Here is an 18,452-nt window from a genome sequence, read left to right as displayed (position 1 = left end):
GTCAGGCCGCGAACTTGGCCTTCTCGACGTCCATGGGGATCAGCGCGACGGTGTCGATAGCATAGCCGTCGTTGTCGTGCGTGCCGTCCGGGGTCGACTGCTCGTAGATCAGCGCGCCGGCCAGCATCGGCACCGCGGCGCTCTCCTGACGGGTGATCGTGTAAGGCCCCGCACCCTCGACCTTAGCCACGGTCGCGCCAGTGTAAGTGCCGTCGGGGTTCTTGACGGCATACTGGTAGCCAACCTTCAGCAGCTCGCTCGTCACGAACTGGGTGAAGTTCGTCACCCCGTCGCCCACCGCCGTCACCACCTGGCCGGCCGGCTTGAGATTGCCCGGCCGCACCTTCCCGGCCGCATCGCCAGACCGGTAGGCGAAAAAGTCGACCACGGCCGTCAAACGCCCGCCCATCAGCGCCCGGATATGGGCGTTCGTCTCTTGCAGCGCCGTGGTCCAGGGCGCGGCGATCGTCTGGCCCTCGGTGGTGGTCCAGCGATCGGCCGAGGTCGGCGTCGCCGGGATCGTACAGCCCACCAGTCGAGCCCCAGGATACCGGGCCAGGAAGCGGTCAGCCCAGCCATTAAGGCGGGCGATCCACGCCGCTGACGTGGTCTGCTGGTCGTTACGGCCGTGCTGCATCCAACAGGCTGTCCAGGGATTGGCCCCACCGTTCATGGCCTTGACCTCGTCCATGACGTCCCAGCGCATGGTGGCGATGGTCGCGCCGGCCCCGGTCAGGTCGCGATAGGCCGCGGCGCCCGGCACGCCCATCACGAAATGCGGGGTGCGCCCGCGCGTCGTGTCGTTGCGGTCGAGCAGACGCCGGAAACTTCCCATGTTCCCGCGCGCGTCGGCCGTGGCGGCGATGCCCTGGCGGCCGTCGCCGATGCTGTCGGCCGGCATCAGCACCACCTCGCGGCCGTCCCAGCCCTTGGCGACCATGAGGTCAGGGCCGTAGGCGAGGAGCTGCGAGTTCGTGGCGTTGCCTACGGTATTGTAGAAGGCGTCGTAGGCGGCCGAGATCGGCGCATCGGCCGCGACCATGGCCTTGACGCCGGCCAGGCTGGCGGCCTGCCAGACCTTTTCGCCGCGATGCTTCTGGATGCGATAGGCCCCGAGGTAGTTCTGCCCGGCCTCGACGTGCCAATAGGTGATGACCTCGACGTCGCTGTCGCGCGGCATGTTTTCCGGCAGCACCACGCGAGCGAACCCGCCCTTGGCCCCCGAGGCGATCGTCAGGCCCGGGTTGACGCCAAAGCGCGCCGGGTAGTCGACGCCACCGACGCGCAGCACGACCTCGTCGATGACGATGTCGTTGCCGGGCAGCACCGACTCGGCCGGCGAGGTGTTGCCCTCGGCCAGGGCGAAGCCCGAGAAGTGAAGCAGGATGTCGTTGATGGCGTACTGCGGCGAGCAGAACTTGATGCGGCTGGCCAGGTAGTTGACGCCCGCCGTCGCCGGCATGACGAACCCGCTGTTCCACCGGTTGCGGGTGAAAGCGAACATGTAGCGGTCGGCCGCCATCGCCATGGTCTGGAAGGTCTTGGCGTGGTTCGGGTTGGTGGCGGGCGCGAACTTCTGCCGGATGGTCAGGGCGAAGTCGCCGGCCTTGAACGCCGAGGCCCCGCGCACGATCCGAAAGCCGTCCTGCTGGTTGCCCACCAGCTTCACCCGGCCGTCGTTGGGCGAGATGGAGACCAGCGCGCCGGGCTGGATACCGTCGGTGATGGTCAGCAGGACGGCGTCGGCCGCGACGTTGACCGAGAACGAGCGGCCGTCGAGCACCGGGTCGGGGATGGTCGGGATGGCCGCCGCCAGCGCCGCAGCGACGCGAGGCGCGACCAGGGCGTCGAGTTCGGCGTCGGTCGGCGTGTGGCCGTCATTCCCCTTCGGCCCCTGGCTCGTCACCGTCAACGACTTCGCGGCTTTCATGACCACGGTCCCGACAGTCCCGCCCGAGCTGGCCAGCACCGGGGCGTCGCTGTCCTGGCCGTCGACCACCAGCGCGAGGCCCAGCTCGATGGCGACCACCCCGACGGCGATGCTCTCGATGTCGTCGCCGTCGACGAGCTGCACCTCGAAAGCGAAGTCGCCGAGCGGATAATCGCGCGTCGCCTCGGCCGGGGCGCGGATGCCGATGCGGGCCTCGTCAGGCCAGAACGACAGGTGCTCGGCCGGCAGCGCGAAGCTGTCGGCCGCCCTACGCGGCTGCGACTGCGGCACGAGGGCGACACGCGGCGACATGCCGGCAAGGCCGGTTCGCGGCGTGCCGTCGGCGTTTTGCAGAACGAAATCCTGCGACCAGCGCGCGCCAGTGCGCACAGCCGCCAGGGGCGTCGTGATCCGCACCGATCAAGCCTCCTCTGTCGGGCTATCGGCCGCGTCCGCCAACGCTAGCTGCGGCGCCACGTCGGCGGCCCAGACGCTGACGACGGCGTCGATCTGGCGCGCGAGGACGTCGGCGTTCACGGACAGGCGGCCCGACGGCCAGGTCACAACCACAGCCTTCAGCGCCTCTGACAGGGCCGGCAGGGTGTATGACCCGCCCTCGAAGATGGGCCGGGCGGCGCCGTAGCGCAGGGCGACGGCTTGCGCCGCCTCCAGCGCCTGGGCTGCGGCGCGCCGCGCCAGTTCGGCCGCAAGGTCCTCTTGCGGCACGGTCGATAGATCGGTCATCCGATTGTTCCTTGTTGTCAGGGAGTGCGCTGCACGCGCAGCTCGGCGTGAATGCCGTTGCCGGTGATGGTCGGTCCGCTGCTGCGCCACAGGCGCAGCGCGTAGCGGACCGTTCCATTGAGGGTCCGATCAGGCAGTCGCATGAATGCGTCCATCGGCTCGCTCGACTGGATGTCGAGAAGTCCACCGCCGCTGTCTTCGATGGTCAGCAGGCCTGATGCGCGCACGGCCGTGGACCCGCCGGCGGTCGTCTGCTCGACGATTTCCCAGCCGCCCGACCAGGTGCCGGTCGTCGACAGGGCGCCGGCCACTTCCTGAGTGATCAGGAACTTGGCCTCCACGAGATCGCTGGCCGCGACGCCCGACAGGTCGAGCTGAACCGCGAGCGCATGCGCGCCGGTGTTCGGGGCCAGGTTGGACTGTTGCCCATAGCGGCCCGTGACGGCGTCAGGATTGCCCGACCCCGTCCCCAGCTCGGCCGTGCCGTAGTAGACCTTGCCGTCTGTCGCGAGCGCGAAATGGCCGTTGATCTTGGTCATGGCCGCCACGCTGATGGCGCTTGGCCCAAACCACCAAACCAGGTCACTCGACGACCCGAATCCCGGTCCCAGCGTCAGGCGCTTGCCCGCCACGTCGATGGAGACCGGAGCGCCGAAGAACACTTCGCCGCCGACGATCTTCAACACGTCGATCACAACCCCGCCGACCGTGTTGGCCAGCGAAATCGCCTTGGCGACCATGCGGATCAGCGAACCGCCCTCGTCGGCGACGACCTCGACCTTGGCCTCTTCCGATCCGCTGGATGCGGTCAGCTTAAGCCAGGCCACGACGCGCCCCTGCACGGTCGTCATCGCCGATTGCAGCAACCCGGTCGCGGCGCGTAGGCCGCCGAAGCTGGCCGTGGTCGAGGCGTCATAAGTGCTGATCGCCTGGTTCGCGTCGGCCAGGCTTTGGGCGATGGCCTGGCTCTTGGCCACCTGCACTTCTCCAGTCGGGCTGGTGAAGCGGGCGTCGGTCGTCGTCTGGTACGACGCGAACGAGGCCGACAAGGTCGAGTACGCCGTTAGCGCCGTGGAGGCGTCGGCCTGGGCGGCGCGAACAGCGGCGTCAACCGGATAGACGTCAGCCACTTGGATATCGATCGTCTTGGCCGAACGACCGCTGGCGTAGCCGTCCCAGGTGGCCATGGCATAGAAGGTCACGACGACCGGCGAAGGCACGGTGACCTTCTTGGTGAACCGTCGATACCCCGGGCCGCCCGCGCCGATCACACCGCCGTTGTCGGGATCGACGCCGCAGTCGATCCGTCCGATCTCGCCGCCGGGATACGAGGCCAGGAGGCCGCAGCCGCGCCAGTCGCCTGACGTGACCATGGCCTGGAACTCCAGGATCCAATCACCCGGCGTCAGGACGACGCTCTGCACGATCCCATACATCTGGGTCGCCGTCGTCGACCAGCGCGGGGCGTAGCGCCCGCCGGGCGCGGGCTGGCGTGTGGCGGCCGAGCCGTTCAGGTACTCGCTCCAGCCGTCGGGAATGCCCGCCGCCGCCGTGTACGCCCCGAACCGAGCGTTCGCGACGATGGAGTCTCCCTGCTGCATGGAGACGCCGACGCGGTCGGTCAGCACGGCCAGGCTGCTGTCGCTCGCCGCCTGCGCCAGTTCCAGGCTCGCCGTCCGGGCCAGACTGCTTTTGGCCGTCGACAGGTCGTTGAACGGCAGGGCCACCGCACCCTGGTTGACCATCACATACGAGAAGGTCGAGTTCAGGTGGCCGTTGGGCACGGCATAGCAGATTTGGAAGCCGTCAGGGACCTGACCCGCCACGGTCGCCGGCACGGTGACGCCCCTGAGTTCGGCGCGCTTGGCCCAGCTCATCACGCCGTTGTCGAGGAACACCGCCGCGCTGTTGCCCAGCTGAACGCCGCCGCGCATCCAGGTGAAGAACACGAACGCCCTGGCCGAGCCGGAGCTGCCGCCCGGGTCGCCTTGCAGGCCAAGGCTCCACACGTCGCCGGGGCTGGTCCCGTGGATCTCCGAAAGCAGGACCCGCGTGGCCCCGCTGGTGTTCGCCACCGCGCCGAAGTACGGGCCGTATTGCGGATCGTTGCCCACCACGAAGCCGCCCGATGGCGCGGTCCAGTACCGCAGGGCCTGAGGATCGGCGGCATTGCCGTTCCTCAGCGCGTTGGCGACGACGCGGCGGCTGGCCTCGAGGTCGCCGATGCGGGCCACCGCTGCGGCATTCTCGGCCGTTCGCAGGGCGACCTCGTCGGTCAGTCGCGCATCCGCGCCGTCCGCCTGGACCTCGACGTCGGCCAGGCGCTGGATCACGCCGGTTCCTGGCGTCTGAAGCAGAGCCAGGGCCTGGCCCGACTCTATCGACGCGGCCTGCGCGGCAGCTTCGACGGCGGCGATAGCCGGCTGCACCGACGCGCCGGCGTCAGCGACGATCTGGGCCGGGGTCTTGCCCTCGACCGTCCCCGCGTCGAGGCCGCCTGTCGTGGCGTCGGGCAGCGGGGTCGCGGTCGCGGGGTCTTCGACACCGCGAACCGTCCGGTAGCGGATGCGCGATTGATAGGTCGCGCCAGCCGCCAGACCATCGAGCGGCAGGCTCACGGTCGGGTTGTCGTCACCGTCGACAGCCAGGGAAGACACCGGCCATTCCCGCGAGCGCCATTCGCCGACGGTCGGCGCGATCTGCCGGTAGTCGACGATGACGTGGGTGGCGTGCTGGTTGGCCAGCACCACCTTGTAGACGATCACCGGCAGCGCGCCGTCGGGACCAGCGGTCGTGCCGCCCTCAACGCTCACGTCCTCGGCCGGCGGCGCGCCTGGCATCAGGGCGTCGTTGCCGGTCAAGGTCGGGATCGGCGGCGCCGTGGTCGTTTGGCCTAGCGCGAAGGCGTGCTTGGCCGTCGTTTCCGACCGCAGTTCCAGCGTCACCGAGAAGGTCGACGGATCGAACGCCCGCTTGGTGATGACGGCGAGCTGGCCGTTCAAGCCCAGGTCGGGGACGTTCAGCGTCAGGGCGTCGCCAGGAACGAAGCCCTTCCACTTCGGCCCAAGCCGAAGGGTGATCGGCCCGAACTCGCGGCTGTTCTCGATGTCGTAGCGGGCGAGCTGGCCCGCCTGGGCGAGATCCTGGACGTAGGGATAGTCGATCTCGCGCGTGCGCTGCTGGTTGCGATCCTCGGCCACGTGCGCGGCCACGATGATCGGATCTGCGGCGACGATTTCCCAGCCGTGCGCCTCGGAGCGATAGCGTGGAACCGCGCCATTGATCCGGTCGCGGCGGCCCCGCGTGCCGGCCGCCGAGCACGGGCCGACGATGTCGCGGGCCTCGACCGTCGCCAGCGACACACGCGGCGCGTTGACCATGCAGCCGATCTTGCCGCCCAGGGGGAAGCACTCGCCGCCGCCGGCCTGCGCCATGGAGCGGAGCACCGCCCACTTGTCATCCGTCGACCAGGCCGTGCCGCCGATCTTCCAGCCGTTGGCGTCGGCGATATTGGCGGCCTCGACGAACTGGGCGACGGGCAGGAAGGCCAGGGCCGCGCCGATGCCGAGAACCCGGGCGCCGTTCTGATAGCGCCCCATCGCCCAGGTCAGGGCGTGCAGCCACGGGTTCTCCGACCAGACGAAGGTGTTCTCGTCGTTCGCCCGGCAGGCCCCAGCGCCGCCGGGGTAGGTGCTGTCTAGACGGGGGTCGTACACCCTGGCGGCCCGGATGACGTACAAGGGCTTGACGTCGCTGGCGTAGACCTTCTGGTCGTACTCGCAGGCCGTCAGGCTGACGGCCATTTCTCCGAGCGTGTGTTGCGCAGTCCATTCGGGCGGATTGCCGCCGTGGTCGGCCGGGGTGTCCTTGGTGCCGGTGGCGGTGAAGCGCAGATAGCTGCGGCTGTCGGGCGCGCCCGTGCGGCGCACCTGCCACATGCGGTTCTTGTAGGTCCCGCTGGCACCTTCGCCCGCGTCCGACGTGAACGAAACGGTTTCGTCGTTGGTCGAGAAGCTCTCGAACCCATCGATGCGGACACCAGAGAGCACCGAATAGAATAGGCGGTACTTGTTGCCTTCCTTGAGCGGGCCGGTGACGGTTCCATAGACGATGCGTCCAGCGACAGCCGTCCGGCCGAACGGATAGGGCAGGCCTGACGACGGGTCATAGGCCTGCTGGACGGGGCTGCCGCCGGTGGCGACGCCGGGACGCTTGGTCAACAGCGTGCCCACGGCGGTCAGACCAGCGCCGACGCTGGACAGGGTGGAAAGCGAAGCGCCAAAGAGCGTCCAGCCGCCGCCCAAGCTGGCGACAGCGGAAGCCGAGGCGCCGAGGAGGCCGACGCCCGCCGCCGCGCCAATGCCGGTGGCGATCAGGGCGGCGCCTGCGATCACCATGCCGGCGGTCTTGAGGGCTTTGGCCATTAGATGACGCTCCACACGATGGCGTCGGTCAGGGTCGGTTGAATGATCGCGCAGCAGTCGCTGTCTTGGTGCCAGCCCAGGGCTCGGCCGTTGGGAAGCGCGATCCACAGCGCCGGCAGGGCGTCCTCGCCGGGGACGGCGATGATGTCGCCCGGCAGCGCGCGGGCCAGCGTGGTTCGCACCAGGCCCATGCTGTCGAGCGCGGCCTCGACGCTGTCGAAGCCCAAGGCGTTCAAGCGGCGCAGGCCACCGACCATTGAGCGGTATTCGCCCGACTTCGGCAGCTTGGAGCCGTAACCCAGCTTGCGCAGGACGAACGAGGCCATGCGGACGCAATCGTTCGTCCCGGCCCGCAAGGGGCGGTCCTTGAAGCGACGCACAACGGCGTCGGCCGCCGCGTGGCGGCGAAGAAGGGTGGTCACAGGATGGAAACCCCTACGCGGCGCAGGATGGCCTTCTGCGCGTCGCTGACGACGTAGCTGCTCGCCCCGCCGGCAACGGCGCGCGAGCCTTCCTTGCCCCAGGGCAGGTTCGTCGGGTCAGCGGTGTGGAAGTCGAGGCCTTTGTGATTGGGCCAGACCGATTGCAGCCAGGACGACGTCAGGCGAACCCCTTCGTCCTGCTCGAATAGGCGCTCGAAGATCGAGACGATTTCGACGTCGACCGACCGCTCGCCCTTGTCGATGTTGATGGTCGCCACGTCCCATTCCCCGACGAACAGCTCGTAAGGGTTGGGGATGACCAGGCCCGTTGTCCGGTCGATCGCGCCGACCATCAGCGTCGTGGGCGACCCTTGGTTCAGCGCCGAGGTCAGCGCCGCCGCCGCCGTGTTGGTCGGCGGCTGGAACGTCAGGGTCAGGTGCGGCGCCTGCGTAGGGTCGCCGTCGGAAAACTCGCTGATCCCCGAGCAGACGCCATAGACGTCGTCGCGCCCGGCGAACCACCGGTTGCCGATAAGCAGGCTTCCAGCGCCGTCGAGCAGGCACATGTCCCGGTCGGGAAACTCCACCAGCATCGCCCCGAAAAGGGCGACGTTGGCTTTCTCCAGCTCGGCGGCGAGTTGCGGGTGTAGCTCGCTCATGGCTACTCCCGCTCGACCAGGGTGAAGGAGAGGCCGACCTCTTCCGCGAGATCCGGCTCCCACGCGCCTTCGTTGCCTTGCACCAACCCCTCGATCTTGGGGGCGGCCAGCTCGATCACGGCATTGTCCGGCGGGACGATCCGCAGCATCGGCTCGATGGTGACCGTGACCGCCCCGAGGTTCGAGGCGACAGCGTCGGCCGTGATCATGTGGAGGTAGCGCCGCCCGCCCGCGTTCAGCGAGAAGAACCAGCCTTCCTTGATCGCCTTGTTCGGCGGCAGGCCGTCCAGCGAAAGCACCGTTCCGCCTTGACCCGCACCGTTGACGCGCGGCGCGCCTTCGTCGCCTACGCCGTTGCCGAGCTGCGGCCAACCGAGCACGCCGCTGGACCGCTTTGCCTGCAACAGCCGCGAGACCCAAACGCGGGCCTCTTCCTGATCGAGCTTGGGCAGTTCGACAGCGAGAGCGAAGCGCGACCCCAAACGCTCGATGCGCTGCACCGGGCCGCCCAGGTAAGGCGTCAGGTCGCCACCGTAGTCGACCAAGCGAGGCCTGGGCGACAACGGCAGGGGACACGTAGGGAAAAGAACGGCCATTAGGCCCCCGCGATACGGTAACGGTTCTGGCTCCGAGCCGCGCTCATGGCGCGATCGGCCCCGGTCTGAGACGCGGCCATGCCCGCGCCGACGGCGATGGGCGTGGCCTCCTGTCGAACCTTGGTGGTGAAATAATCCGAGGCCTCGGTGACCACATGGATGACCCGGTCGCGCCCGACGTAAGGCGTCGCTGCTGTGCCGTTCAGCGCGCGGAGGCTTGCCCCGCTACTGATGACCGTGGCCGGTCCTTTGACGATCTCCGGCCGGCGCTCGCCCGCGATGCCCCACTCGCCGGCCCCGATCGAACCGCCGCTGTCGAACATGCCCGCAAAGCTGCTTGCGACCTTGGCCACGGAACTTAGGAAGCCGCCGCCCGAGCCGCCGCCGGCAGAGCCGAGCTTTTGCAGCCAGGTCGCCAGCTTGTCGGCCAGGCTGTCGAGCAGCTTGGCCTTCACCCGGTCGCCGAAATAGTCGGCCAGCGATCCGGCCCCACCACGGGCAGCGTCGAAAGCCTCAAGAATGTTGGCCTTGAGGTCTTCCTTCTGGGCGTTCGCGAGGGCCGCCCGCGCCGAAGCCTGGGCGTTGGCGAGGCCAGTGCGCAGCCTCTGCTTGTCCTCTTCGGAAAGCGACGGGTTACGCGCCATCTCGTCTGTCAGGCCGGCCGCCTCTTGCGCCTGCCGCAGTTCGAGCGCCCTGCGTTCGAGAGCGGAGCGCTCGGCGAACGTTTGCGCCATCTCGATTTGCGAGGCCAGAATGTCGGCCTCGAACCCGGCTAGCGTCGTCGACAGACGGTAGGCTTCGGCGCGCTGCGCCTCGTCGCGCTCAGTCTCGATCAACTCCCGTTCTGCCGCCCTGGCTTTACCCTCGGCCGCGCGGATCTGGTCGGCCTGGGCTTGGGTCAGCTCGTCCTTTTTGACGGCGAGGCGCAGGTCTTCGTCCCGAGCCTTCTCATCGGCGGCGATCCTGTCCAACTCGATCTTGGCCCGCTCGGCGGCGGTGTTGGCCAAGCGCTGGCGAGCGCCAAGCTCGGCGTCCTGCGCCGAGGCCATCGCCGCGTTGAACCGGTCGGCCTGACGGGCGGCGAGGTCGGCCGCCTTTTCGGCTTCCGACTTGCCACCCTTCGCACCGCTGCTGCCGCCACCGACGGGCTTGAGTAGGTCCGGCGTCAGCTTGAAGCCATCCGGATCGGCAGGCTTGCCGGTCGCCGCGTCGGCTTTGGCCTTCGCGCGGGCGTTCTGCTCGCCGGCCAGGATGCCAAGGGCGTTCCTAGCCGGCGTCGTATTCGCGCCGAAGTCGCCGTACATCGTTTGGGCTTGCTCGCCCTTGCGGCTGGCGTCCTTGCGCAGCAAGCCTTGCAGCTTGACGATGTCGGCGTCGCTCATCTTGCGGACGAGCGACGGGTCGGCCAGCAGGTTCTTGACCGCCGTGACGCGGTTGCCACCCTCGACTGCCTTGGCCATGCCCGCGATACCCGTGGCGACATACCCGACGCCGACGGCCGCCAGGCCGCCTGTCATCAGAGCAGCACCCGCCCCGCCGCCAGCCGCGCCAGCAGCAGCGCCGCCCGCACCGGCCGCGCCCGCTGCCGCGTTGGCGGCCGCGACGCCAGCCATCGCCGTTCGCGCCGCCTGGGCGTACTTGATGAGCTTGGTCAGACCCTCGATCGCGGCGGCGATCGGCCCGCCGGCGGCTACCAGCGCCACCAAGGCTAAACCGCCCATCTGCACACTGCTTGGCAGCTTGTTGAACTCGACGAGCATGGCGTTGGCGGCGTGAGCCACGTCGGTGGCCACCGGGAGGAAGTTCTTTCCCAACTCGACCGATGCATCGCGGTATTCAGCCCGCATTGCCTTCAGCTGGTTTGCCAGGCTGTCTTTAGTCTTGATCGCATCGCCGTCGGTTTTGATCGTGCCGGCCATGATTAGGTTCAGGCGGGCGACAGATTTCGCCGCTTCTGACGCGTCTTCTGCATTGCCCTTAAAGCCCAATCGCAGAAGCTCAGCCTTCACCGCCGCTTCGTTGAGCGCTACGCCGAACCGCTTAAGTGGCTCGGCCTCGCCAGAGATACCCGAGAGGATTGCCTGATAGGCCTCCGCGTCATCCACGTTCCAGAGCGAGCCGATGTCCACTGATCGCTTCTGAATCGCTTGGGTCGCTTCAAACGCCTTGTCCGCCGCGAGGCCAACGCCTGTCAGGATGAGCTGCGTCTTCGCCATTTGGGCTTGGGTTTCGTCGAGCGCCCGCCCGACCTGGCCGCTGTAGGCCTCGGCAAACTTCTGCGCGACCGGCGCCATCTTGCCGAACGCCACCTCGAAGGCGTTGGCGGTTTCGCTGGCGTCGCTCGCGGCCTTCACCGCATAGGACGTCACCGCCCCGAACGCCACGCCCGCCATGAGCGAACCGCGCCCGAAGGCCTGTCCCATCTCGGCCGCAAGCTTGTCGTACTCGCGTTGAGCATCGCGCGCCGTCTGGCGCACATTGACCAAGGCCCGCTTGTTGGCGTTCTCCAGACTGCGGAGATCCGCCGACATCTGGTAGACGAGTTGTTCCAGGTCGGTGCGGGCCATTGGGGCCTCCGGTCAGATGACCGAGGCCGCGCGGGTGCTCAGCCCGGCGCTATCCGCACCAAGCCTTGACCAAGGCCTCGAATTGTTGGGACGGCATGTCGCCCTGCACGATCAGGGCGTTGGAGGTCCGGGCGGGATCGCCACGGAAGATGAAGTGCTGCCCACTGGCCGTTCCACAGACGGCGGGTTCGTGAACACCCTGGACGATGCGACTTTCGGCAGGTGTAAGCCCGTGCGCCCGCACTGCCGCCTCGGCTCGCGCCTGCAACTCGCGCTCGCCTTTCTCTCGCGACTGCCGCCCGCAAAAGGCCAGCGCCAGCACTACGAATAGGAGCGCAGCCATAATCTGAATGAGCTTCATGATTCCCCCGTCTAGACGGCGCGCCAAGCACCGCCCGACGGGGGCTCCAGAGTCAACCAAGGCGCGCCATACGCTCCCGATGCTCGGCGCTGCTGGGAGCGCGCGCACGGGGCGCTTCGCCGTTGGCGATGTTGTGCGCCCGCAGGAGGGCCGCGAACTGCCAAAGGCTCAGCCGGTCTACATCGTCCGGCTTAAGCCCCATGGTCAGGCCGTTGCCGTAGATCGACGCGAACCGGATCTTGCCCTTGGGGAGCGCGCCGGCTTCTTCGCGCCCCCCGCCGGCTCCCCCAGCGGCTCGTCAGGCACTTCTCCCAAGCCAGCCTTGACGATGCCGAAGGCGAGGGCCAGGTGCGTCTTGAAGTCGACGACCGGGTCGACCCGCGTGCGAACCAGAGCGCCGGCCGCGATCTCCGACATTCCGCCGCCGACGAGACCCTGCAGGATCGGCTCGCGCACGTCGTCGATGCGCCAATCGCCGATGGCGCCCATCGCGGCCGCTTGGGTCAGCGTGACGCCTTTCTCTAATACCGTGGCGATGGTCACGAGCCGCCGATAGATTTCGCCCGGGCCGGCATCGCATTTTTCTTGGATGCGACGCCATTGGGCGAGCCCCAGGCGAAACAGATACTCGTCATCGCCCCAGACGAGCGTAACGGAACCGTCGCGGCTCATGATCAGCCTCCGGCCGGGGCCGCGAAGGTGATTTCGAAGTCAGGATCGGCGATCGCGAGCGAGATATCGAACACCTGATCGTCTTCCGAGTCACCGCCGAGGCTCATGCTCTCGATCTGCCACATGCCGGTGATGGTGAAGCCCGTCGCGGCATCCTCGATCAGCTTCCCCGAGAAGGCCGTACCGGTCTGCCAGAGCTTCACGAGGGTCATGGCCGACGGGATGTCCGCCGTCCCGGCCCCGGTGAACTTGATGTCCTGCGACTTCACCCTCCGCACCGGTCGCGCCGGGGCCTTAGGGTCGGTGCATTTCTTCCTCATGCTGGTCGACAGCTCGTTGGTCAGGTCGACCTTGCGGCTCGTGTTGATCGAGCAGGACAGGTTGTAGTTGGCCGGCACTGCGGGGTCTTGGAATTTGAACCCCAGCTGGTGGCCGGCCTCGCCAGCGACGTAATCGCTCATAGTGCTTTCTCCGCTTAGTGCTGGCCGATGGGCCAGCGGGTTGCTAGCCGGCCCCGTGGACGGTCCAGCGAATTTCGGTGACGAAGTGCTCGACGGTCGGGTCAGGGTCGCCAACCGGGCGCGACCTGACTTCCTCCCAACTGCTGACGCGCCAGCCGTTCAGCGGTAGGGGACGCACCAGCTCCTTGATGACGGCGTCGGCCAAGGCCCCGGCCTTAAGGGTGCAATCCGGGCCTTGCGCCCAGCAATGGACCGTCAGGATGATGTCGGCCGACACGCCGCAGCCCCGGCCGCGAGGAACCCGCTCCGGCGCGCCGAAGGTGATGCGCGGATAGACGGCGTCGAAGTCCTGGCCCCGGGCGTAGATCGCTGGCCCGTCCGCCGTCGCGAAGACGATGGCCAGGACGTCGGCCGACGCGACCAACGCGGCATCGGCCGCGATCTGGATTTCTACGGTTGGGCTGGTCATCGGAGCGCTGCGATTTCCTTCGCCGCCTTGCGGGCAGCCTTGACCATCCGCGTGCGCAGCACCTTTCGCCACGCACGGATGGTGGGGAAAAAGAAGGGTTGAGCCCGCGTGCCGGGATGGGTCCGCCGGGCCTTGCGGCCGTGCGTCTTGTGCTGCTTGTAGTCAGTGGCGCGGGCGCCCACGCGCTGCGTCCGAACGCTGCCAGACGTGCCGAACTCCACCCAGCGGGGATAGAAAACCTTGTTGTTGCCGGCGAAGACCGAGAACAGAAGGCCCGCCCGATTCAAGGCCGAGCCCCAACGGCTCAGGCCCTTGCTGCTCGCGCCGAAAGCGCCGGTGGCGCTGGTCTTGGGCGGCTCGCCCTCGCAAGATCCGATCGAGGTGCGCAGGTCCCCGCTGTCGGCCGGGGCTGCCCGGCGGATGGCGTCGGCGAGGTCTTCGGCACTCATCTCCAGTTCGTCGGCAATGGCCATGCGGACGCTGTTCGGAAGCGCGGCGAGCTGCCGCGTGAGGCGGTCCAGGCCCTTGACCTTGCTAGCCATCGCTGCCGCCCATCTCCAAGGTCAGGGTGCGCCAGCGATCATCGCCGGCAAGGTCGAGCGGCGGGCTCTTGATGTCCCAGGTTCGCGCTTCATCGCGAGCGTCGACCACACGCATAGCCGCCGTGATCTGGCGCACGACCGAGTCGGCCGGAACGTCCAAGATCCAGACCGACACCCCGGCGGCGCGGTCGGCGATCACGCTCTCGCCACCGCGCTGCGGCAGCAGACGCACCCGCCGGTCCGGGCAGAACGTGACCCACTCTTCCTTGATGACGCCCCCGACGCGCTCACCCTTGCGGCGCACCTCGAAGCGAACCCGTTCGCGCAGCTCGCTGCGCCCGGGCGGTTTCCAAGCCATAGCCGATCATCTTTCAGCGAGCAGACGCTTGGCGTCCTCGCGGTTGGGCGTGGCCACTGTGACGGCGCGCCCCAGGCCGATAGCCTGGCCAGCACACTCGCGCGTAACCCGCCGCACCTGGCCGGCCTTGTAAGCCGTCGTCCTGCGCCGGTCGGCGGCAGGGGTGAAATCGTGGTCAGAGGTGAAGCGAACCCAGGCCATGCCTAGACCCTTAGCCACCGGTAAGGGTCGACGAGCATTCGCGCCGAGGCCGGCAACCGCGCCGCGTCCAACTGACCACCCCCGTAGAGAACGCTGAGCACGATCAGCGACGCGACCTTGAAAGCCGCTTCGGGAATGTCGCCCTCCGGCACGGTGGCGATGTTGCAATGCTGAAGCACCGCGGCGACCGCAGCGTTGCTGAGAACCTCGATGTTGGTGTCGTCGTCAGCGTGCAGGACGTTGAGATGCACCTTGGCTTCGTCGAGCGTGAACAGAGGCCCCGTGGCGGTGACGACGACGTTCAACATGATCAGGCCTCGGCGATCGGCTCAGGGGTGACCTCGTCGGCCAGCTTCATGCCGAGGGCCTTGCTGACGGCCTCGACGCCCGAGAAGGTCGGGTCGTTCAGTTCGACGAGGTCGGTGTCAGGGGCATCGGCTTGCTTGTCGGCGGTCTTGGCCATGGGGGTCTCCTTTGTTGGCCCGGCTTGCCGAGACGGGTAGCGCCCGCCTGGGAAAGCCGGGTCGGCACTGAGCCGACCCGGTACGAATGCCGATGTCAGGTGTTGGCGGCGATCTTCAGCGCCCGCATCGACTGCGGGTTCTTCACCCCGCCGCCGACGCGCTTGGTGACGTAGAACATCACGAAGGGCTTGTTGGTGTAGGGGTCGCGCAGGACGCGGATGCCGATGCGGTCGATGACCAGATAGGTTTCGCGCATGTCGCCGTAGAGGGCGGCGATGTTGTCGGCCGCGACGTTGGGCATGTCGGGCGTATCGACCACGGCCTCGCCCGCCAGCGTCGCCGGCTGGCCGGCCTGGAAGGACGGCTGCCACAGGTAGTTGTTCTGGCCGTCCTTCAGCAGGCGCGCCTTCGACTGCGTCTGGCGGTTCATGAAGAACTTGGCGTTGGCCGAGTGCGCCTTGGGCAGGTCGTAGATGATCGAGATGATGCCGTCGCCGGTCAGGGCGGCGGCCGCCCCCGAGTTCACGACGGTGATGGCGCCCCAAGGGTGCTTGGCCGCGTTGGCGGCGCCGGTCACGTAGGTCAGGACGCCGAACGGCTTGTTGGTGCCGTTGCCCGAAAGGAAGGCGATGGCCTCCTGGCGCGCGAACTCGGGCTCGATTTCGTTCTGCAGCCAGGCCTCGATGTCGATCTCGCTATCGTCGAGCAGGGTCTGCGTCGCCGAGGCGTTGGCGTAGAGTTCGCCCGGCAGGAAATCGAGGATCGACAGGCCCGGCGTGCCGGTTTCCGGGCGCGCGGCGGTTTCGCCGACCCAGCCCGAGCCGATCACGCGGTCGTTGAAAAGCTTCTTGAAGCCGGCCTTGGAAATCGGCTGGACAGTGGCGTGCTCGCGGATCGGCGAGACCAGCTTGAGCTTATCGCTGATCGTGCGATCCCACTCGACCGGGGCGGTGTAACCGCCGTCGGCGTCGCTGCCGCGCGACATGGCCGCCTGGATGTCGCCGGTACGGACGTGGGCGTTGAAGGCGCTGGCGTACTCGATCTGCTCGGGCGAGCGGCGGTCGGAGATGTCGCCCGTCCGCTGCGCCGCCATCTTGGCGTTCAGGTCGTCGATGGCCTTCTGGAAGTCGCCGACGGCGGCGTCGATCTTCTGCACCTTCTCGTCGAGAACGGCGTCGGCCTTGCCTTTCAGCTTCTCGTCGTTCGCGGCCTTGAAGGCGTCGAACGCGGCTTGCAGCTGGCCGATCATGGCCTTGGGGTCGTTCACGTCGGCGCGGATGCGCTGACCGATGATGGCGCGGGGGAAGGCGTGCGCCATGGCGCCAGCCAGGATGGCGGGCGGCACGGCCGCGGCGAGGGCGCGCGAAGTCGCGCCGGCCGTAGCCGGCGTCACGATGGTCTTGTTCATGAGGGTGCCTTTCAGGCCTGGAAGGATGCAATCAGCGCGGCGAGATCGCCGTGCCAGTCGGTGTCCCCAGCGCCGGGCGTGGGGGGCTCATCGTGGGCAGCGCCAGGCGTGCCCTTGATCTTGTTGATGCGCTCGCGCGCTTGGGTGCGGGTAAGGCCGGCGGACACGAGCTGAAGCTCCATCGCCCGCAGCTCGTTGATCTGACGGTCGCTGGCCTTGGCCTTCTCGTCGGTCGTCAGCTTGTCGGCGGACAGGAGGGCGTCAGCGAACTTGCGCTCGATGGCCTGCGAGCCGGACATGAAGGTCTCGGCGTCCATCCACTTGACGATGTCGGCCACCTTCTGGCCGGTGCGCGCGGCGTAGACCTCGGCCATGGCGGCATCGAACGGGGCGAGGAACTCGGCGGTCTCTGCCATGTCGTGCCGGTTGCCCATGGCGAGCACCCAGCAATTGTGGATCATGATGAAGGACGCCGCGCCGATCTCGACCCTGTCGCCGGCCATGGCGATGATGGACGCGGCCGAGGCCGCCATCCCCATGACCTTGACCGTGATCTCCTGCGAATGCTCGCGCAGGACATTGTAGATGGCGATGCCTTCGAACATGTCGCCGCCGGGCGAATTGATCTGAACCTCGACGGGGCGGTCGCCGATGGCGCGCAGCTTGGCCGCGACGCCCTTGGCCGTGACGCCGCCACCCGTCCACCAATCCTCGCCGATCGTCTCGAACATGGTGATGACGTTGTCGCCCTGGGCCAGGGCGCGGACGCCTGCGGCGTCCTCGCTCCAACGGTCCAGCACGCTCGGCGTGGTGAAGGCCTGCACGTCGCGGCGGGCGGGAACGGGCAGCGCGCCCGGTCGGGCGCTAGCGTGAATTCGCAGCGGCAGGCGGCTCATCGGCGTCCTCTTGCGGTTGGCTGGCGGGCTTGGCTTGAGAGCCCGGGTTGAGCTTGTCGCCGCCGTCGCGGGCGGGTAGGTCGTTGAGGTCGCGAACCTCGTTTTGCGTCATCCAGCCGGGGGCGCCGCCGGCCCCGAGGGCCTTGGCGAAGAACTCGCCCTGATCCTTCACCGAGCCCCGCAGCAGGGCGTTCGGGTTGAACTTGATGGAGAAGCGATCCTTCTCGGCGTCTGCCAGCATCGAGCGCTCAGCGGCCTGCTGCCAGGCCTCGAACCAGGGGTTCAGGGCGTACTGGACGAAGAACTGGCCAAGCGCCGTGACGCCCGAGCCCCACGACGTCTCATCCACCATCAGCAGCGGGCGCGGTACGCCCGTGACCCGGGCGATTTCCTCGACCTGCATCTTGCGGAAGGCGGCCAGCTCGGCGTCGCGAGCGGTGGAGCCGACCGCACCCCACTTCATCCCCTCCTCGAGGATCATGCTTTGCCAGGCGTTGTCGGCGCCTTCCTTCTCGGAAAGGCTCTCCTTCAGGCGGCCGTAAGCCGTCTCCGACAGCGATCCTGGATGCTCCAGCACCCCCGAAACGAACGCGCCGTTCTTGAACAGTCGAGCGGAGGCCAGCTCGGCGCTGATCGCCAGGCCGATCGCCTCGCGCGCCTGCCGGACCAGCGAAAGGCCGCGGAAGCCGTCGAGCGACAGACCTCGCAGGTGGAAGATTTCGCTGGCGGCGAAGACGCGGCGTCCGCCTTTCGGCGGGGAGTACTCGTAGGTAACCGACCAGTCGTCGGCCTGCACTGGCTTCACCCAATCTGGATTGAGCGGGATCAGCCGCACCGGCTCGCTTCGACGGCTGCGCACCTGATAGCTGCGGACGATCAGGGCGTAGGCATCGCCGTAGACCAGCGCTCGGAGCTGCATCAGCGACCGGAAGTCGAACGCCGTCTGCCAGCCGTTGGGCTCCCTGTGCAGGAGCCGATAGAGCGCATGGCCCGTCGCCTTCTCCTTGGTGGTCTCGTCGATCACCTGGAAAGGCAGCATCCCGATCGCGTAGGAAATCAGGCTCAGCGCCCGGAACATCGCCGGGTTACGCAGCGCGGTCTCGACGTTCACCGTCGCGCCCGAAGCCGAGGCGTAGCCGCCACGGAAGAACTCGGCGATCAGGGGATCGGACAAGGACAGCGCTAGAAGGCCCGCGGCGCTGCCGCTGGACGGTCGCGAGCGCAGCGAAACGGTTTCGCCCTCGGAGAGAACGAGGGGACGGGGGATGGCCATTCGCC

Annotated in this window: 18 protein-coding genes; 1 reads left to right on the top strand and 17 read right to left on the bottom strand. The window is 68.0% G+C overall.

Annotated elements, in window-relative coordinates:
- Position 1: 1 nt before the first annotated feature.
- Genes SGCZBJ_RS03885 through SGCZBJ_RS03855 form a run of 7 tightly spaced genes read right to left on the bottom strand, consistent with a single transcriptional unit; the run spans position 2 to position 11,342 of the window.
- Positions 2-2,347: a hypothetical protein gene (locus SGCZBJ_RS03885; RefSeq protein ID WP_101716711.1), complete on the bottom strand. Its 2,346-nt coding sequence runs from the start codon at positions 2,345-2,347 to the stop codon at positions 2-4.
- Positions 2,348-2,350: 3 nt separating this feature from the next.
- Positions 2,351-2,674, bottom strand: coding sequence for a hypothetical protein (locus SGCZBJ_RS03880; protein ID WP_101716710.1), 324 nt, complete (start codon positions 2,672-2,674; stop codon positions 2,351-2,353).
- Positions 2,675-2,691: 17 nt separating this feature from the next.
- A complete protein-coding gene (locus tag SGCZBJ_RS03875; RefSeq protein ID WP_101716709.1) occupies positions 2,692-7,098 on the bottom strand; it encodes a phage tail protein in 4,407 nt (1,468 codons plus the stop codon).
- Positions 7,098-7,520 carry a DUF6950 family protein gene (locus SGCZBJ_RS03870; RefSeq protein ID WP_101716708.1) on the bottom strand — a complete coding sequence of 141 codons (423 nt, stop codon included), beginning with the start codon at positions 7,518-7,520 and terminating at the stop codon, positions 7,098-7,100. Before SGCZBJ_RS03870 ends, SGCZBJ_RS03875 begins: the two co-directional genes overlap by 1 nt.
- On the bottom strand, positions 7,517-8,179 hold the full coding sequence (locus SGCZBJ_RS03865; protein WP_101716707.1) for a hypothetical protein: 663 nt from the start codon (positions 8,177-8,179) through the stop codon (positions 7,517-7,519). Before SGCZBJ_RS03865 ends, SGCZBJ_RS03870 begins: the two co-directional genes overlap by 4 nt.
- 2 nt (positions 8,180-8,181) lie before the next feature.
- Positions 8,182-8,724 carry a hypothetical protein gene (locus SGCZBJ_RS03860; protein WP_101716706.1) on the bottom strand — a complete coding sequence of 181 codons (543 nt, stop codon included), beginning with the start codon at positions 8,722-8,724 and terminating at the stop codon, positions 8,182-8,184.
- A gap of 50 nt (positions 8,725-8,774) precedes the next feature.
- Positions 8,775-11,342, bottom strand: a complete 2,568-nt coding sequence (locus tag SGCZBJ_RS03855; protein WP_101716705.1) for a coiled-coil domain-containing protein — start codon at positions 11,340-11,342, stop codon at positions 8,775-8,777.
- A 16-nt stretch (positions 11,343-11,358) separates the two neighbouring features.
- On the opposite strand from SGCZBJ_RS03855, the gene SGCZBJ_RS25325 reads away from it, so the two are divergent.
- On the top strand, positions 11,359-11,673 hold the full coding sequence (locus SGCZBJ_RS25325) for a hypothetical protein (protein ID WP_133149179.1): 315 nt from the start codon (positions 11,359-11,361) through the stop codon (positions 11,671-11,673).
- A gap of 234 nt (positions 11,674-11,907) precedes the next feature.
- On the opposite strand, the gene SGCZBJ_RS03845 is transcribed toward SGCZBJ_RS25325, so the two are convergent.
- From SGCZBJ_RS03845 to SGCZBJ_RS03800, 10 genes are all read right to left on the bottom strand, one after another.
- Positions 11,908-12,375, bottom strand: a complete 468-nt coding sequence (locus tag SGCZBJ_RS03845) for a gene transfer agent family protein (protein WP_101716703.1) — start codon at positions 12,373-12,375, stop codon at positions 11,908-11,910.
- 2 nt (positions 12,376-12,377) lie between these two features.
- Entirely contained in the window at positions 12,378-12,836 is a 459-nt protein-coding gene (locus tag SGCZBJ_RS03840; RefSeq protein WP_101716702.1) for a hypothetical protein, read from the bottom strand.
- 43 nt (positions 12,837-12,879) lie between these two features.
- Entirely contained in the window at positions 12,880-13,305 is a 426-nt protein-coding gene (locus SGCZBJ_RS03835; RefSeq protein ID WP_101716701.1) for a DUF3168 domain-containing protein, read from the bottom strand.
- Positions 13,302-13,847 carry an HK97 gp10 family phage protein gene (locus tag SGCZBJ_RS03830; RefSeq protein ID WP_101716700.1) on the bottom strand — a complete coding sequence of 182 codons (546 nt, stop codon included), beginning with the start codon at positions 13,845-13,847 and terminating at the stop codon, positions 13,302-13,304. The genes SGCZBJ_RS03835 and SGCZBJ_RS03830 overlap by 4 nt, the downstream gene beginning before the upstream one ends.
- Positions 13,840-14,205, bottom strand: a complete 366-nt coding sequence (locus tag SGCZBJ_RS03825) for a phage head completion protein (RefSeq protein WP_101716699.1) — start codon at positions 14,203-14,205, stop codon at positions 13,840-13,842. Before SGCZBJ_RS03825 ends, SGCZBJ_RS03830 begins: the two co-directional genes overlap by 8 nt.
- A 203-nt stretch (positions 14,206-14,408) precedes the next feature.
- Entirely contained in the window at positions 14,409-14,714 is a 306-nt protein-coding gene (locus tag SGCZBJ_RS03815) for a head-tail connector protein (RefSeq protein WP_101716697.1), read from the bottom strand.
- A 2-nt stretch (positions 14,715-14,716) separates the two neighbouring features.
- Positions 14,717-14,869, bottom strand: a complete 153-nt coding sequence (locus SGCZBJ_RS25545; RefSeq protein WP_165799231.1) for a hypothetical protein — start codon at positions 14,867-14,869, stop codon at positions 14,717-14,719.
- Between the two features lie 95 nt (positions 14,870-14,964).
- Entirely contained in the window at positions 14,965-16,278 is a 1,314-nt protein-coding gene (locus SGCZBJ_RS03810) for a phage major capsid protein (protein ID WP_101716696.1), read from the bottom strand.
- An 11-nt stretch (positions 16,279-16,289) separates the two neighbouring features.
- Positions 16,290-17,174 (bottom strand): head maturation protease, ClpP-related, encoded by an 885-nt coding sequence (locus tag SGCZBJ_RS03805; RefSeq protein WP_101716695.1) that lies wholly within the window; start codon positions 17,172-17,174, stop codon positions 16,290-16,292.
- Complete coding sequence (locus SGCZBJ_RS03800; RefSeq protein WP_101716694.1) at positions 17,143-18,447, bottom strand: phage portal protein; 1,305 nt, start codon at positions 18,445-18,447, stop codon at positions 17,143-17,145. Before SGCZBJ_RS03800 ends, SGCZBJ_RS03805 begins: the two co-directional genes overlap by 32 nt.
- Between the last annotated feature and the right edge of the window lie 5 nt (positions 18,448-18,452).

Origin of the sequence: Caulobacter zeae (assembly GCF_002858925.1) — a bacterium.
Taxonomy (GTDB): Bacteria; Pseudomonadota; Alphaproteobacteria; order Caulobacterales; family Caulobacteraceae; genus Caulobacter; species Caulobacter zeae.
This window is presented reverse-complemented; position numbering and strand designations above follow the sequence as displayed.

Bases quoted from the DNA above. Each gene is read 5' to 3' on its own strand.
- SGCZBJ_RS03830 (WP_101716700.1), bottom strand. From the start codon at position 13,847: ATGGCTAGCAAGGTCAAGGGCCTGGACCGCCTCACGCGGCAGCTCGCC.
- SGCZBJ_RS03815 (WP_101716697.1), bottom strand. From the start codon at position 14,714: ATGTTGAACGTCGTCGTCACCGCCACGGGGCCTCTGTTCACGCTCGAC.
- SGCZBJ_RS03855 (WP_101716705.1), bottom strand. From the start codon at position 11,342: ATGGCCCGCACCGACCTGGAACAACTCGTCTACCAGATGTCGGCGGAT.
- SGCZBJ_RS03865 (WP_101716707.1), bottom strand. From the start codon at position 8,179: ATGAGCGAGCTACACCCGCAACTCGCCGCCGAGCTGGAGAAAGCCAAC.
- SGCZBJ_RS25545 (WP_165799231.1), bottom strand. From the start codon at position 14,869: ATGGCCAAGACCGCCGACAAGCAAGCCGATGCCCCTGACACCGACCTC.
- SGCZBJ_RS03840 (WP_101716702.1), bottom strand. From the start codon at position 12,836: ATGAGCGATTACGTCGCTGGCGAGGCCGGCCACCAGCTGGGGTTCAAA.
- SGCZBJ_RS03880 (WP_101716710.1), bottom strand. From the start codon at position 2,674: ATGACCGATCTATCGACCGTGCCGCAAGAGGACCTTGCGGCCGAACTG.
- SGCZBJ_RS03825 (WP_101716699.1), bottom strand. From the start codon at position 14,205: ATGGCTTGGAAACCGCCCGGGCGCAGCGAGCTGCGCGAACGGGTTCGC.
- SGCZBJ_RS03800 (WP_101716694.1), bottom strand. From the start codon at position 18,447: ATGGCCATCCCCCGTCCCCTCGTTCTCTCCGAGGGCGAAACCGTTTCG.
- SGCZBJ_RS25325 (WP_133149179.1), top strand. From the start codon at position 11,359: ATGACCGAGGCCGCGCGGGTGCTCAGCCCGGCGCTATCCGCACCAAGC.
- SGCZBJ_RS03835 (WP_101716701.1), bottom strand. From the start codon at position 13,305: ATGACCAGCCCAACCGTAGAAATCCAGATCGCGGCCGATGCCGCGTTG.
- SGCZBJ_RS03875 (WP_101716709.1), bottom strand. From the start codon at position 7,098: ATGGCCAAAGCCCTCAAGACCGCCGGCATGGTGATCGCAGGCGCCGCC.
- SGCZBJ_RS03805 (WP_101716695.1), bottom strand. From the start codon at position 17,174: ATGAGCCGCCTGCCGCTGCGAATTCACGCTAGCGCCCGACCGGGCGCG.
- SGCZBJ_RS03810 (WP_101716696.1), bottom strand. From the start codon at position 16,278: ATGAACAAGACCATCGTGACGCCGGCTACGGCCGGCGCGACTTCGCGC.
- SGCZBJ_RS03845 (WP_101716703.1), bottom strand. From the start codon at position 12,375: ATGAGCCGCGACGGTTCCGTTACGCTCGTCTGGGGCGATGACGAGTAT.